This window comes from Mammaliicoccus sp. JADD-157, from assembly GCF_049310805.1.
GTDB classification, from domain to species: domain Bacteria; phylum Bacillota; class Bacilli; order Staphylococcales; family Staphylococcaceae; genus Mammaliicoccus; species Mammaliicoccus lentus.
The window spans coordinates 212,913-227,180 of sequence record NZ_JBMOVZ010000002.1; the positions used below are offsets into that span (position 1 = coordinate 212,913).

The window sequence follows — 14,268 nt, forward strand, 5'->3', positions numbered from 1 at the left end:
CCTTTAAAAGTTTTTGGGGTTATCTACATTTAGTCCATATTGTTCGAAAAATTCATCTTTGAAATCAAGTAATCGATCTTCTCTTATTGCTTGGCGAACATTCTCCATCAATTTTAATAAGAAATACAAATTATGATATGTAGTAAGACGAATTCCAAATGTTTCATCTGCTTTAATCAGATGACGCAAATAAGCTTTAGTATAGTTTCTACATGTGTAACAATCACATTCAGGATCTAATGGTGATAAATCTGTTTGATATTTCGCATTTTTTATCACTACTCTACCTTGTGAAGTCATACATGTACCATTTCTAGCTATACGTGTTGGTAAAACACAATCAAACATATCGATGCCTCTAATTGAGCATTCGATTAATGCATCAGGTGAGCCAACGCCCATTAAATATCTTGGTTTATTAAATGGCATTAACGGTGTCGTATGTTCAACCATTCTGTACATAACAGGTTTCGGTTCTCCAACTGATAAACCGCCAATCGCATAACCAGGAAAATCAAGTGAAACTAAATCTTTAGCACTCTGCTCTCTAAGATCGTTGTATTCCCCACCTTGGATTATACCAAATAGAGCTTGATCTTCAGGACGTTTATGAGCTTCAAGACATCTCTCAGCCCATCTAGACGTTCTTTCAATTGATTTCTTTACATAATCATACTCAGATGGCATAGGAGGACACTCATCAAACGCCATCATAATGTCTGAACCAAGATCGTTTTGAATATGCGTTGCCTTTTCTGGACTTAAAAACAATTTAGAACCATTTAAATGATGTCTAAAATGCACACCTTCTTCTTCAATCTTTCTCATATCACTTAAACTGAATACTTGAAAGCCTCCTGAATCAGTTAATATTGGTCCATCCCAATTCATAAACTTATGTAATCCACCCACCTTAGAAATGATATCACTTCCAGGTTGTAACCACAAATGATAGGTATTGCTTAAAATGATTTTCGCTTCCATTTGTTTAAGTTCTTCAGGACTCATCGTTTTTACAGTTGCTTTTGTACCAACTGGCATGAACATTGGTGTCTCAAATGAACCATGTGGTGTATGAACGATTCCCAATCTTGCACCAGACTGTTTACAAGTTTTAATATGCTCATATGTTACTGCAGGCATGTCTTTTTCTCCTTCACTATATAATAATCATTGCATCCCCAAAACTAAAGAATCTATATTCAGATTCAACAGCATGACGATAAGCATTTAAAATATTTTCGCGCGATGACAGCGCTGAAACTAACATAATTAAAGTAGATTTTGGTAAATGGAAATTTGTAATTAAGCCATCAATCGCTTTAAATTCATACCCAGGATATATAAAGATATCTGTCCAGCCACTTTCGGCTATGAATTTATCATTCCTACTTCGTATTGTTTCTAACGTTCTTGTTGAAGTAGTACCAACTGAAATAATTTTTTTATCATCGGCTTTAACTTTATTTAATAATTCAGCAGTATCTCCAGACATTTGATAATACTCTGAATGCATTTCATGTTCGTCGATATTATCTACACTTACCGGTCTGAATGTACCTAATCCTACGTGTAAAGTTATAAATGCAACATGTACACCTCTATCTCTAATTTCTTGTAATAGATTTTTAGTGAAATGTAGTCCTGCAGTTGGTGCTGCAGCTGATCCAACAGCTTTAGCATAAACAGTTTGATATCGGTCTTGATCATCTAGTCTTTCTTTAATGTAAGGAGGTAATGGCATTTCACCAAGTTCATCCAAACGTTCTTGTAAAATGCCTTCATACGAAAGTTTCATAATTCTACCACCTTGGTCTAACTCTTTAACACAAGTAGCAATTATTTTACCTTCCCCAAAAGATACACTTTGATTTATCTTTATACGTTTTGCAGGTTTGATAAGTACTTCCCATTCGTCATTCTCTTGTTGTGTTAGCATTAACATTTCAACTTTCGCACCAGTTTCTTCTTTAATTCCAAATAATCTAGCAGGCATGACTTTTGTATCATTTAGTACTAAACAATCTCCCGGTGATAACTGATGTATAACATCTTTAAATGTTAAATCTTCTAATTCACCTGTAACTTTATCGCATTTTAGTAGTCGACTACTTTCTCTATTAAGCAATGGTGTTTGAGCGATTAAAGACTCAGGTAAATCAAAATCAAAATCTTCAATATTCACAGGCTTTGCCTCTTTCCTCATTCTAATATTATTTCTTTATCTCAAAATGGTCATAACTCACTGCAGTTGCTTTTCTACCACGAGGCGTTCGTTCTATAAAGCCTTTTTGAATGAGATATGGTTCGTACACATCTTCTAATGTAATACGTTCTTCCCCAATCGTAGCAGCAATTGCATCTAGGCCAACTGGTCCACCTTTATAATTATTCAATATACAGTGCATAATTTTATAGTCAATATGGTCTAACCCTTCTTTATCAACTTGTAATAAATCTAATGCATGTTTAGTTGTATCAATTGTTATTGAATCGTCACCTTCAACTTGAGCAAAATCTCTCACTCTTCTTAACAATCGGTTAGCAATTCTTGGTGTCCCTCTGCTTCGTTTTGATAACTCATTTGTACTTTGGTCATCTATTTCAACATTAAAGACTTCAGCAGTACGTTTAATGATTTCTTTTAAACTTCCATCATCATAATATTCTAAACGTAAATGAACACCAAATCGATCTCTTAAAGGAGCTGATAGACTTCCTACTCTAGTCGTAGCACCCACTAATGTAAATGGCGGTAAATCAATTCTAATACTTCTTGCTTCTTCACCTTTACCAACTACTATGTCTAAGAAAAAGTCTTCCATAGCTGGGTATAAAACTTCTTCTACTACACGACTCAAACGATGTATTTCATCTATAAATAGCACATCACCGGGTTGTAAAGCTGATAAAATCGCAGCTAAATCTCCTGGTCTTTCTATAGAGGGTCCACTAGCTGTACGTAAATTAACGTCCATCTCATTAGAAATGATGTTAGCAAGAGTCGTTTTACCTAAACCTGGAGGACCATATAACAAACAATGATCAAGAGGTTCTTCTCTTAATTTCGCAGCTTTAATAAAAATATCTAAATTAGATTTAATATTATGTTGACCTATATACTGATTCAATGTGTCCGGTCTTAATGATAATTCATTTTGCAAATCTTCTTCAAGTTCATGTTCATCAACTACACGATCATCCAAAAAATCACCTCATTTATTGAATAAGTAGTGCTAAAGCCCTTTTAACACATGCATCTACAGTATCAAATGTTTCTTTTTCTAAAGATTTTTTAACCTTAGTAATTTCACGTTTAGAATAACCTAATGCTTCTAACGCTAATACCGCTTCTTCTAATACATCATTTTTACTTTCGTCAGCTTGAGCAAAGAGCTCTGATTCTTCGGTAATAGTTAATTTACCTTTTAAATCTAATATAATCTGTCTAGCTGTTTTCTTTCCTATACCAGGGAATTTTGTTAAATATGCTTCATTTTCATTCTCAATAGCAATTTTAACTTCATTCGGTGTACTGGCTGCTAATATTGCTAGTGCAGATTTAGGACCAATACCGGTAACTTTAATAAGATTTAAAAACATGTCTTTCTCTTCTAAATCTATAAAACCATATAATAGATGCGCATCTTCACGTACAATTAGTTGTGTAAAGACTTGCGCATCTTCTTCTAATTGAGATTGAAAACGATATGAATTTGGTGTTTGTATTTCATAACCTATACCGTTATTTTCAACTACTATATGTGTTGGATATAATTGAGAAATTTTACCTTTTATATATGCATACATTAGATAACTCCCTTTACATGCTCATTCCAATAACTTCAACTTCATCTACGTGTGGACTTTCTTTAATAGCATCCATCAATTCTTCTAGAGATAATTCTATATTAGAGGCGTTTAATGAAATCGTTATAGTAGCTCTGTCTTTCATAGGTAAACTTTGATGAATCGTTAAAACAGATCCTTTTAATTCAGCAATTTTATTTAATACACAAGCAAGCATACCTACTTCATCTTGAACATACAAAATTAAAGTTAAATTTCGTGTTTGTTCCTCTAATCTATCTATAGGGAAAATCGTATCCTTATATTTATAAAATGCACTTCTAGAAAGATTAAACTTTTTCACTGCATCATAAATAGTCAAATTGTTATTTTTCATGAGCGCATTTTTTACTTTTATAGTTTTTTGAACAGATTCTGGCAATACATCTTCCCTAATTAAATAAAACTTCTTTGTTGATTCATTTGATTTTTTCAATTAGAACACGCCCTATTCGACAAATTCAAATTCTCCACCTAATATTCTTACAATATCACCATTAGAAGCGCCTTTTTCTCTCAAGGCATCATCGATACCCATTGATCTCATCTGTCTAGCAAAACGTCTAACAGCTGCATCACGATTGAAGTCAGTCATCATGAATAATCTTTCAATTGAATCACCTGTAACAACATAAGCTCCATCGTCATCACGAGAAATAACAAAATGGTCCCTTGATTTTTCATGTTTATAGACAACTCTATGAATACCTGTTTCTTCTTCTATACTATCGAAATCTACACCTTCAGTTTCATCGAGTAAGTCAGCGATTTGATATAATAATTGATCAACATTTTCGCGTGTAACTGTACTAATAGGAACAATTTTTACATCTTCCTCAAGCTGTTCTTTAAACATCTCTAATTGCGCTTCTGAATCTGGTAAGTCCATCTTATTTGCAACAACTATCTGCGGTCTTCTTGATAAGTTTTCATTGTAAGATTTCAACTCTTGATTAATTGTAACATAATCTTCATAAGGGTCTCTGCCTTCCATTCCACTCATATCAATAATGTGAACTATCACTCTCGTACGTTCAACATGACGTAAAAATTGATGACCTAGACCTACACCTTCTGAAGCTCCTTCAATTAAACCAGGTAAATCTGCCATTACAAATCCTCTGCCATCTTTAGTTTGTACAACACCTAAATTAGGCTTAATAGTTGTGAAATGATAAGCACCTATTTTAGGTTTAGCTTTAGATACAATTGATAGGAGTGTCGATTTTCCTACGCTTGGGTAACCTACTAAACCTACATCAGCCATTAATTTCAATTCTAGAATAACTTCAATTTCTTCTCCAGGCTCACCATTTTCACAAAAGTCTGGTGCTGGGTTACTCGGTGATGCAAACCTTGAATTGCCTCGACCACCACGGCCACCTTTTGCTACTGTAGCACGTTGTCCATGCTCTACTAAATCGGCTAGTACTTCTTCATTTTCTACTTTTTTTATAATTGTGCCAGGTGGAACTTTTAATACTAAATCACCTGATCCTCTACCATGCATGTTACTGCTTTGTCCATTTTCACCTTTATCAGCTTTAAATTTTCTTTGGAATTTAAAATCTAATAAAGTACGTAATCCTTCATCTACTTCAAATACTACTGAGGCACCTTTGCCTCCATCTCCTCCGGCCGGACCACCAAACGGAACATACTTTTCACGACGAAAAGCAACTAAACCGTTACCGCCATCACCAGCTTTCAAAGATATCTTGACCTGATCTATAAACATGTTTACACCTCTAGTTCATTAATATTAATAAAAAATTCTAATTCACATATTTCTTGATTATACGAAATAATTTCTATATTATAGTTTGAAAAAATTTGTTTAATTTCATTTTCGTTTATCGTAATACCTTTAGCTGACATTATTAATGTAACAAATTCCTGTTCAATAATTAATCCGATATGTGTATCTAATTCGTCAATTTCATTGACGATATGATTCATCCATTTGTGATAAATATTTAACAAAATGTTATCTGATAGGAATAAATTCCTTTGATAATCTTCATCGCTATTACATTCAATTTCAAATGTCCATTTAGAGCCTGACAATGAGATTTTGTGTGAAAATACTTCTTGAACAAACTTTCTGCATGGTGCATTTAAAAATAATTGTTCTTGTTTAAGTTCTTGATACAATTCATCTATTAATGAATTAACTTTACTTTCTTTACCCAACTGTTTATAAGTGTATAACAGTTGAAATTGATTGACAAAATCGTGTCTCGACTTTAAATACACATCTAAATCATCCATTTTATCACCTATATTGTAAGTATTCATAAATACTATTATACCATTTTAATCATTTGATTAAAAAAAGAAACACCAGAAAAAATTCTGGTGTCTCAATTTAGTGATTATTCAGCAGCTGTATATACAGATACTCTTTTTTTGTCACGACCAAAACGTTCGAATTTAACAACGCCGTCGATTTTAGCGAATAATGTATCGTCTCCACCGCGACCTACGTTTTCACCAGCGAAAACTTTAGTTCCACGTTGACGATAAAGGATAGAACCACCTGTAACGAATTGACCGTCAGCACGTTTAGCTCCTAAACGTTTTGATTCAGAGTCACGACCGTTCTTTGTAGAACCAACCCCTTTTTTCGATGCGAAAAATTGTAAGTTTAATTTTAACATGAGTTACACCTCACTTGTAATTTAGTTTAATATATTGCCCGTATTCTTCTTCAATAGTCTTTAAAGAAATGATTAGGCCTTGTAATAAAGTTTGCGCTTGTTCATTTTCTAAGTTTACACTACGTATATGAAAATATCCACCATCGTCACTGTAATCTATATCAGGTGTTTCATCAGTTAAACCGATGATTGCATTAGTCGTACCAAACACTACTGCAGATGCGCCAGCGCAGACTATATCTTTGCCGTATTCACCTGAATCAGCATGTCCAGACATAATAATATCTGTAACTTGCCCTTCATCGTTTAAACTAATATCTACTTTAATCATTGCTTACGCGTTAATTTTTTCGATAGTTAATTTAGTGTAAGGTTGACGATGACCTTGTTTACGCTTGTAGTTTTTCTTAGCTTTGTATTTGAAGACAGTGATTTTTTTACCGCGTCCTTGTTTTTCAACTTTAGCAGTAACTGAAGCACCTTCAACAACTGGTGATCCAACTTTAACTGAATCTCCACCTACAAATAATACTTGGTCAAAAGTGAATGAATCACCTTCATTTACGTCTAATTTCTCAACCCAAATTGTTTGACCTTCTTCTACTTTAACTTGCTTTCCGCCAGTTTCAATTATAGCAAACATACTTGCACCTCCTAATTTTTTAAGTCACGCCATTCATAGGTGACGTTCGTACTTAATACCTATGATTGAGCGGTTGTATGTAGCTTGAAACTACTCAACTTCAATAGATTACCATCTACAGTTACTATTGTCAATATTGTTTAATTAATTTGTATTTCTTTCTAATAATTTCAAAACGAAAGGAAAAATAATAACTAAACAAATTAAATTAAATATTATTGTTGGAATTAATCGGAATAATATAAGATTACCAAAATCTATTGAAATAAATCCTAATATGCCATAAAAAGCCATAACCCATATTTCTAATAATACCACCGAAATAATGAGTAAAATAACCATCATTAAAATATCTCTATAAAATACTTTGAATAATTTATCCATCATTACTACAAATAATGCATAACCAAATGTGTAAACACCATATACGCCGCCATAATAAATGTCAGTAAATATTCCAGTAACGATTGCTAGGATAATCGCTACTTTAGGGTTTTTATAAACTGCAATTATTAGTAAGTATAAGAATGTAAGGCGTGGAACGATAACGAATGTTTCATTAAATAGATGAATAGGTGATATTCTAGTTAATAAAGAATCTAGATAAAATAGTAAGACGCCAATCAGAGGAATAACATATAATCTCATTATTCCTCACCACTTTCGTCTGCTGAAGGGATAGTCTCAGGATCTCTATTAGCCACATAGACATGACTAAGGTCTTTAATATTTGTTGAAGTTTTTATGTATGCTACTTTAGACAATCCGTATTCGTCATTTTCGACTTTCTCAACTTCTCCTACCAATAAACCTTTAGGAAGTTGGTCGCCTAAACCATTTGTTACTACTTTAGATCCTTTTTTAATTTTGTATTTATTATCGATATCACTAATAACGAGAAGCCCTTTTTCTTCGTCATATCGATTAATCATACCAAAGACATTTTCGCCTTCTTGTTGAATGTCCACAGAAAGCTTACTCGTTTTTACACTTGTAGAAATTAGTTCAACTTGAGATGAAAATTGGTTAGCTTTTTTGATTCTTCCTACTAACCCTTCACTAGTGATTACAGCCATATTTTCTTTCATTCCACTTTTTTTACCTTTATCAATAATAATCGTGTTCATCCATTGATCTGGACTTCTTGCAATTACAGTAGCAGATATTGGATTAAATTGTGAAATGTCTTTCATATCAAGTTCTTTTTTTAATTCTTTGTTTTCTTTTTCCAAACGAGCTTTATCAGCTTTAATCTGTTCAGTGCGCTTTGCTTCTTCTTTTAATTTTTTAACATCATCTTCCGAAGTTGTTAAATTAGTGAAAAAGTTCGATACCATCGTCACAGGATAAGAAACAATTCTACCTCCAAATGATGATGTATCACTAGCATATTGTTCACTAAGCGATGCAGATTGTGCCCTCATTGAATACCCTACTATTACTATTAACAAAACCATGGAAATTAGAAAAAATACTAATTTATTATTTTTAAAAAAATTCGACAATCTAAACACCTCTTAATTTTCAAATGTCTAAATAACAATGATATTACTATTTTATCTTACAGTTCCATTTAAATAAAGTACGAGACTGTCGATATAGTAAAAAAGTTAATATGCTTCTTCAGGTAAGAGTTCAATATTTTGATTCATTTCATTTAAATCATCTTTCAAATCTTGCTCTGTGTGATAAACGTACATTTGTGGTTCACCAAATTTATATAGTATATATTCAGTGCCTCTTTGACCAACTACGTAATTTTCATTATAGCCCATTCTTTCTAAATCTGACACAGCCATAAACTCTCTCTTATTAATCCAGCTAAAAGCTTGTTTCGTTTGTCCTAAAGGTACATTTCTTAACAAAGGTGTATCTTCTATTGTATAAGTAGAATTAGCTCTCCCAGGAACAACTTGTTTACTTTGTGGTGTTTCATCACTATGATCGAAAGGATTTAATTCACTTAAAGCAGGTACATTTCTATATACAATGATAATAATAACAATAATTGCTATTAACGCTAATAAATTTCTAATTAACCTAAATAACCATCTCAATTTTATGGCACCTCTCATTCAAATTTATTATACATAATTGTTTTAAAACTATCATCAGACTTGGGACCTAACTCTTTAATCATGCTGTAGTCTGATGTAAGATATGTTTGAAGCCTTTATAATGATATTAAGAGGTGAGAATTATGGAGTTAATTTATATTTTCATAGCAATATTATTGTTAATTATATTTTTTAGATTTTTCGTTGGAATATTAAGATTCGCTATAAAATTAGCTATTATCGCTTTAGTAATATATTTTGTATATCAAGGCGTTATGTATTTCATGTGAAATTTATATAATTTTTAAAGCCAACTATACGATTAAGGCCGTATAATTGGCTTTTAATTCTGTGAGAATATTCTTTATCACTTATTTAATAATTTACTTAAAATAAACAATGTAATAGAAACTAATAATCCCCACACAATCCCAGCACCAATACCACCTATAAATAAACCAAAATTGATATTAGTACTACTATCATTTATAGCAATTAAAATAGAACCTAGAAAGACACCAACTATACTCAATCCCATTACAACGCCATAATCCTTTTTAACAATAGCTCGTCTATTTTTATTTTGAAAAACAGTAATTATAAATAATACAGGTAAAATAACTAATATAAACGTAATAATTTGCAAAACTAAAACTCCTGACTTCATTTTACATATATTATAACATTGTATGATTATGAACGTTCAATAATTTCTAAATCTTCTTTTGTAATATAGTCATCTTCAAATAAACTTATAAATTCTCCATCTCCTATAATGATATGATCTAGTAAATCAATTCCCATTAAATCACAACAGTATAATAATCTTTTCGTAGTTTTGATATCTTCTAAAGATGGAGTAGGATCTCCACTAGGATGATTATGTGCTATTACAATAGACGCAGCTGAATGTTTAACCGCTTCTCTTAATAAATCACGTGGATGTACAATCGACATATTTAAAGAACCTATGAATATAGATTGCTCATGAATAATTTGATTTTTTGTATTTAATAAAAGTGCAACAAAATGCTCTTGCTTTAAATATCTTAATTTTTCCATAAGATAATCTGCAACATCTTGAGGTTCATTTATTTCTATTTTGTCCAATACAGTATTGCTATGCATTCTCTTTGCTAATTCTATCACTGCCAATATTGTCAAAGCTTTCTTCTCACCAATTCCATTTACACTTAATAACTCTGGTAATGTTAGGTGCCTTAAATCACGTAATTGATTTACAAGTTTTAGCACTTGATTTGCACAATCTATACTAGAAAATTGTTTACTACCTGAATTGATTATAATTGCTAATAATTCTCTATTTGTTAATCTATCAGCACCATATGATTTTAATCTCTCTCTTGGCTTGTCTTCTTGTTGTAAGTCTTTGATTTTCAATGACATATTAACCTCCTAAAAAATAAAATAGTAATTGATTATTAAATATACATAAACTTATTGATGAAATTGCTATATAAGGTACTAATGGAATTTTTGTTATAATAGATTTTTTAAATAAAATATAACTGATAGCAGAAATACCTGAAATGATAAAAGTAAACATAAATATAAGTAAAAATTGCTTCCAAGTTAAAATGAGACTTAATATACAAAACAATTTCACATCCCCATAACCTATTCCACCTTTAGATAAAAAGTATAAAGTATGGATGATGAAAACGATTTCTAATGAAAATAATATATTTTCTAAATCGGGTTTGAATATCAAAATACCAGTTATAAACATGAGGATTAAAATATGATTAGGAACAATGTAGTATTTCATGTCATATATAGCTAAAGGAATTAAAAATATAATTAAAAAATAATACAAATGAGGATTATGTATTTGAGGTGAAATTAGTGGCATAATAAATAAAATACTTAATAATATTTCAACAGTGATTAAATCTTTAGGTATGGACGTATTACAATATTTACATTTACCTTTGAGATAAATATAACTAAAAATTGGAATTAAATCTTTATATCCTAGTTTATGATTGCAATATGTACACTTTGAACGACATGTTAATGTTTTAAAATTGATGATTGTTGTACTTGTTAATTGATACATATAACTTGCTAAAATAGATCCTATAATAAAGTATAAAAGCATTATTTATATCTCCTTAGTTGATATAAAATAATATATCAATTAAGGCCATAATATTCCTAATTTCATAAATTCAAAATTTTTAACTAACAAAATTAATAAGTTTTAAAACAGACAAAAAAACTTGAAAAAACCGCTATTATTAAGCAATTTCTTTCAAGTTTTTCATATTATTAATTAACTAGTATTAAAGTGACAAATATTCCGACCATACAAACGATTACCCATAGTAATAATAACTTCCATATAAATTTAACCCACTGTGTATACGGGATACCTGCTACAGCTAGTCCACCCATAAGTGAAGCAGAAGTAGGAAAAATACTATTACTAATTGCATCACCATATTGGAAAGCTAGTACAGCCATTTGTCTATTAATATTTAGGATATCAGAAATTGGTACCATTAATGGCATCGTTGTCATGGCTTGTCCTGAACCTGATGGTATAAAGAAATTAAGAAATAATTGAATAATAAACATCGTTCCAACAGTTATACTCGCAGGTAAATCTTGAATTGAATTTGTTAAATAGAAGACTATAGTATCAATGATTTTACCATCTTCCAATACAACTACAATTGCTTTAGCAAATCCTACTATTAACGCCCCAAACAAAATGGATTTCATACCATCGATTAGCGCATCAAATGTTCCATTGAAACCTAAACCACCAATAAATCCTGCCAGCAAACCTGCTACTAAGAAGTTTGCACTCATTTCATTGAATGACCAACCGAACTTGAATATCCCAAAGACATTAAAACAAATTGTACTTACAAGCAAAATTAAACATATAATTTGTCTTTTTGTAAATCGTTCGACTTTTTGGTTATCTTCCCTTTCCTCAACTTCCTTTACTTCTATATCATATACTAAACTTTTAGAAGGATCTTTTTTTACTTTTCTAGCATAGAACATTACGTAAAGTATGCCTACAATCAGAATAGCAATATAAATCGGTGTTCTTATTTCCCATCCTGAAAATAATGGCAATTCTGCGATCTTCTGTGCAACACCGACTGTAAAAGGATTGAGCATGCCTCCTAGAAATCCAGCAGCTGCCCCCATTATAATCATAGCTGCTCCAGTCATTGCATCATAACCTGCTGCTCTTGCTATAGCTATTCCAATTGGTACAAATATAATCGTTTCTTCTGCTAAACCTATTGAAAATCCTAATAACGAGAAGATAAGCATCGTTAAAGGTATCATAAACTTACTATTTTTACCTAGCTTATTCATCGCTGCGTTTACACCGTTTGTGATAGTGCCAGTCTTATGTATTACGCCAAATGCGCCACCAACTAAAAAGATATAAAATATAATATCAGCACCACTTATTAAACCTTCAGGAATAGATCTGAAAATATCTAAAAAGCCAGAAGGTTCACTTTTTACAAAATGGAACGTCCCAGAAATTACTTCTTCTCTATCATTAACAGTTTTTCTATCAAACTTTCCAGCCGGTATAATATAAGTCAAAATAACACTTATCACGATAATGAATAACAAAATAGCATAAGTATGTGGATTTTTAAATGTGATATTTCTTTTCTTTTTTAACCCCATTAAATTCTCTCCTTCTTCGTTTGATTTTCTTTTACCCTATTATTCAGAAAATAATGAAAATATAAAAAAGTATTGGATTAAAAACCCAATACTTTTTATCCATTATACAAGTAATTTACGAACTTCACTGATGAAATATAAACTACCAGTTATTATAAGCAAATCACCTTGATATGATTCAATGAACTCTCGATAATTTTTAACTTTCTCTATATGCGAATGTTCAACACTTTCATAAATTGTATCAATTGGTAATGCTTTTGGAAAATCAAATGTTGTAACGAAAAATCGATTCGCTATGTCTTCAAGACTATTTAACATTTTCCCAATAGGCTTTCCATCAATAGCAGCAAATAACACGTCAATCTTCTTATCTGAGTAATAATGCTGTAATGTTTTTACTAAAGCATCAATACTTTCTTTATTATGAGCACCGTCTAAAAAGATTAAAGGATTATCATTTACCTTTTCAATTCTTCCATACCACGTTACATTTTCAATTGCGTCAATCATCTTATTGAAATCTAACTGGATTAATCCTCTTTGATACATTTCAATCAACGTTGTAATTGCTAGCGCAGCGTTTTCATGTTGATGATTACCTATCATTTTTAGTTTGATATTTTCTAATTCATAATTGTCATAACGATACGTGAATTCTTCGTCTTCTGACACAACATATATATCCCTATCTAATTCCAAACCTTTATTATGATGATGTTCTACAACTTCTCTAATAAAATTCAAAGCATCTTTAGGTTTGATTGAATATACAAGAGGCACACTAGGCTTGATCACACCTGCTTTTTCACGTGCAATATCCATGTAAGTCTCGCCTAATATATTAGTATGGTCTAAGCCGATGCTTGTTAATACAGTCATAATAGGTTGGAATACATTTGTTGAGTCGTTTAAAGCACCTAATCCCGCTTCTACTACAACAAAGTTAACTGGTCGAATTGTACCAAAATAAACAAACATAATTAATGTAATAACCTCAAATTCAGTTGCAGGACCTAGATCTGTTTCTACTTCAAGTCTTTCAGTTATAGGTTTGACTATTTGGACTAATTCAACTAGTTCCTCATTTGTAATTGGTTTACCATTTAAACTTATTCTTTCATTAAAAGTAATGATATAAGGTGAAGTAAAAGTACCGACTTCATATCCATTTGCTATTAGTGCATCACGAATATAACTAACTGTCGATCCCTTACCATTTGTACCAACTACGTGAATACCTTGTATTTTATCTTCTGGATGATCAAGCTTACGTAACATCCATTTCATTCGTTTTACACCTGGTTTTATACCGAATTTAGTGCGTCCATGTATCCAATGTAAACTATCTAAATAATTCATAAGCCTT

General features: G+C 31.4%; 18 protein-coding genes and 1 other annotated feature. All 18 genes read right to left on the minus strand.

Annotated features, from left to right (window positions below; translation table 11 throughout):
- Positions 1-3: 3 nt before the first annotated feature.
- Positions 4-1,143: a tRNA guanosine(34) transglycosylase Tgt gene (tgt, locus tag ACO6VN_RS07580; protein WP_016999268.1), complete on the minus strand. Its 1,140-nt coding sequence runs from the start codon at positions 1,141-1,143 to the stop codon at positions 4-6.
- A gap of 16 nt (positions 1,144-1,159) precedes the next feature.
- Positions 1,160-2,185 (minus strand): tRNA preQ1(34) S-adenosylmethionine ribosyltransferase-isomerase QueA, encoded by a 1,026-nt coding sequence (queA, locus tag ACO6VN_RS07585; protein ID WP_194201325.1) that lies wholly within the window; start codon positions 2,183-2,185, stop codon positions 1,160-1,162.
- 28 nt (positions 2,186-2,213) lie between these two features.
- Positions 2,214-3,206, minus strand: a complete 993-nt coding sequence (ruvB, locus tag ACO6VN_RS07590) for a Holliday junction branch migration DNA helicase RuvB (protein WP_194201326.1) — start codon at positions 3,204-3,206, stop codon at positions 2,214-2,216.
- 13 nt (positions 3,207-3,219) lie between these two features.
- Positions 3,220-3,810, minus strand: coding sequence for a Holliday junction branch migration protein RuvA (ruvA, locus tag ACO6VN_RS07595; protein ID WP_194201327.1), 591 nt, complete (start codon positions 3,808-3,810; stop codon positions 3,220-3,222).
- A gap of 13 nt (positions 3,811-3,823) precedes the next feature.
- Positions 3,824-4,285, minus strand: coding sequence for an ACT domain-containing protein (locus tag ACO6VN_RS07600; protein ID WP_422404441.1), 462 nt, complete (start codon positions 4,283-4,285; stop codon positions 3,824-3,826).
- Between the two features lie 12 nt (positions 4,286-4,297).
- Positions 4,298-5,587, minus strand: coding sequence for a GTPase ObgE (gene obgE, locus ACO6VN_RS07605; protein ID WP_016999273.1), 1,290 nt, complete (start codon positions 5,585-5,587; stop codon positions 4,298-4,300).
- A 2-nt stretch (positions 5,588-5,589) separates the two neighbouring features.
- The gene (locus ACO6VN_RS07610) at positions 5,590-6,147 is read right to left on the minus strand and encodes a Spo0B domain-containing protein (RefSeq protein ID WP_228086203.1); all 558 of its coding nucleotides are present in this window, start codon (positions 6,145-6,147) and stop codon (positions 5,590-5,592) included.
- Positions 6,148-6,224: 77 nt separating this feature from the next.
- The gene (rpmA, locus tag ACO6VN_RS07615) at positions 6,225-6,509 is read right to left on the minus strand and encodes a 50S ribosomal protein L27 (protein ID WP_016999275.1); all 285 of its coding nucleotides are present in this window, start codon (positions 6,507-6,509) and stop codon (positions 6,225-6,227) included.
- A 10-nt stretch (positions 6,510-6,519) separates the two neighbouring features.
- Positions 6,520-6,840 carry a ribosomal-processing cysteine protease Prp gene (locus ACO6VN_RS07620; protein WP_016999276.1) on the minus strand — a complete coding sequence of 107 codons (321 nt, stop codon included), beginning with the start codon at positions 6,838-6,840 and terminating at the stop codon, positions 6,520-6,522.
- Positions 6,841-6,843: 3 nt separating this feature from the next.
- Complete coding sequence (gene rplU, locus ACO6VN_RS07625) at positions 6,844-7,152, minus strand: 50S ribosomal protein L21 (protein WP_016911517.1); 309 nt, start codon at positions 7,150-7,152, stop codon at positions 6,844-6,846.
- A gap of 12 nt (positions 7,153-7,164) precedes the next feature.
- Positions 7,165-7,237 (minus strand) — a sequence feature (ribosomal protein L21 leader region).
- Between the two features lie 59 nt (positions 7,238-7,296).
- Entirely contained in the window at positions 7,297-7,800 is a 504-nt protein-coding gene (gene mreD / locus ACO6VN_RS07630; RefSeq protein WP_016999277.1) for a rod shape-determining protein MreD, read from the minus strand.
- Positions 7,800-8,657, minus strand: coding sequence for a rod shape-determining protein MreC (gene mreC / locus ACO6VN_RS07635; protein WP_194201329.1), 858 nt, complete (start codon positions 8,655-8,657; stop codon positions 7,800-7,802). Before mreC ends, mreD begins: the two co-directional genes overlap by 1 nt.
- A gap of 105 nt (positions 8,658-8,762) precedes the next feature.
- The gene (locus tag ACO6VN_RS07640; protein WP_194201330.1) at positions 8,763-9,209 is read right to left on the minus strand and encodes a DUF4930 family protein; all 447 of its coding nucleotides are present in this window, start codon (positions 9,207-9,209) and stop codon (positions 8,763-8,765) included.
- A 367-nt stretch (positions 9,210-9,576) separates the two neighbouring features.
- Positions 9,577-9,855 carry a hypothetical protein gene (locus ACO6VN_RS07645; RefSeq protein ID WP_016999281.1) on the minus strand — a complete coding sequence of 93 codons (279 nt, stop codon included), beginning with the start codon at positions 9,853-9,855 and terminating at the stop codon, positions 9,577-9,579.
- A gap of 47 nt (positions 9,856-9,902) precedes the next feature.
- A complete protein-coding gene (gene radC, locus ACO6VN_RS07650; RefSeq protein WP_016999282.1) occupies positions 9,903-10,616 on the minus strand; it encodes a RadC family protein in 714 nt (237 codons plus the stop codon).
- 1 nt (position 10,617) lies between these two features.
- Positions 10,618-11,331, minus strand: a complete 714-nt coding sequence (locus tag ACO6VN_RS07655; protein ID WP_194201331.1) for a prepilin peptidase — start codon at positions 11,329-11,331, stop codon at positions 10,618-10,620.
- Positions 11,332-11,501: 170 nt separating this feature from the next.
- On the minus strand, positions 11,502-12,899 hold the full coding sequence (locus ACO6VN_RS07660; RefSeq protein WP_194201332.1) for a YfcC family protein: 1,398 nt from the start codon (positions 12,897-12,899) through the stop codon (positions 11,502-11,504).
- 102 nt (positions 12,900-13,001) lie between these two features.
- Entirely contained in the window at positions 13,002-14,261 is a 1,260-nt protein-coding gene (locus ACO6VN_RS07665) for a bifunctional folylpolyglutamate synthase/dihydrofolate synthase (RefSeq protein WP_194201333.1), read from the minus strand.
- Positions 14,262-14,268: the final 7 nt, after the last annotated feature.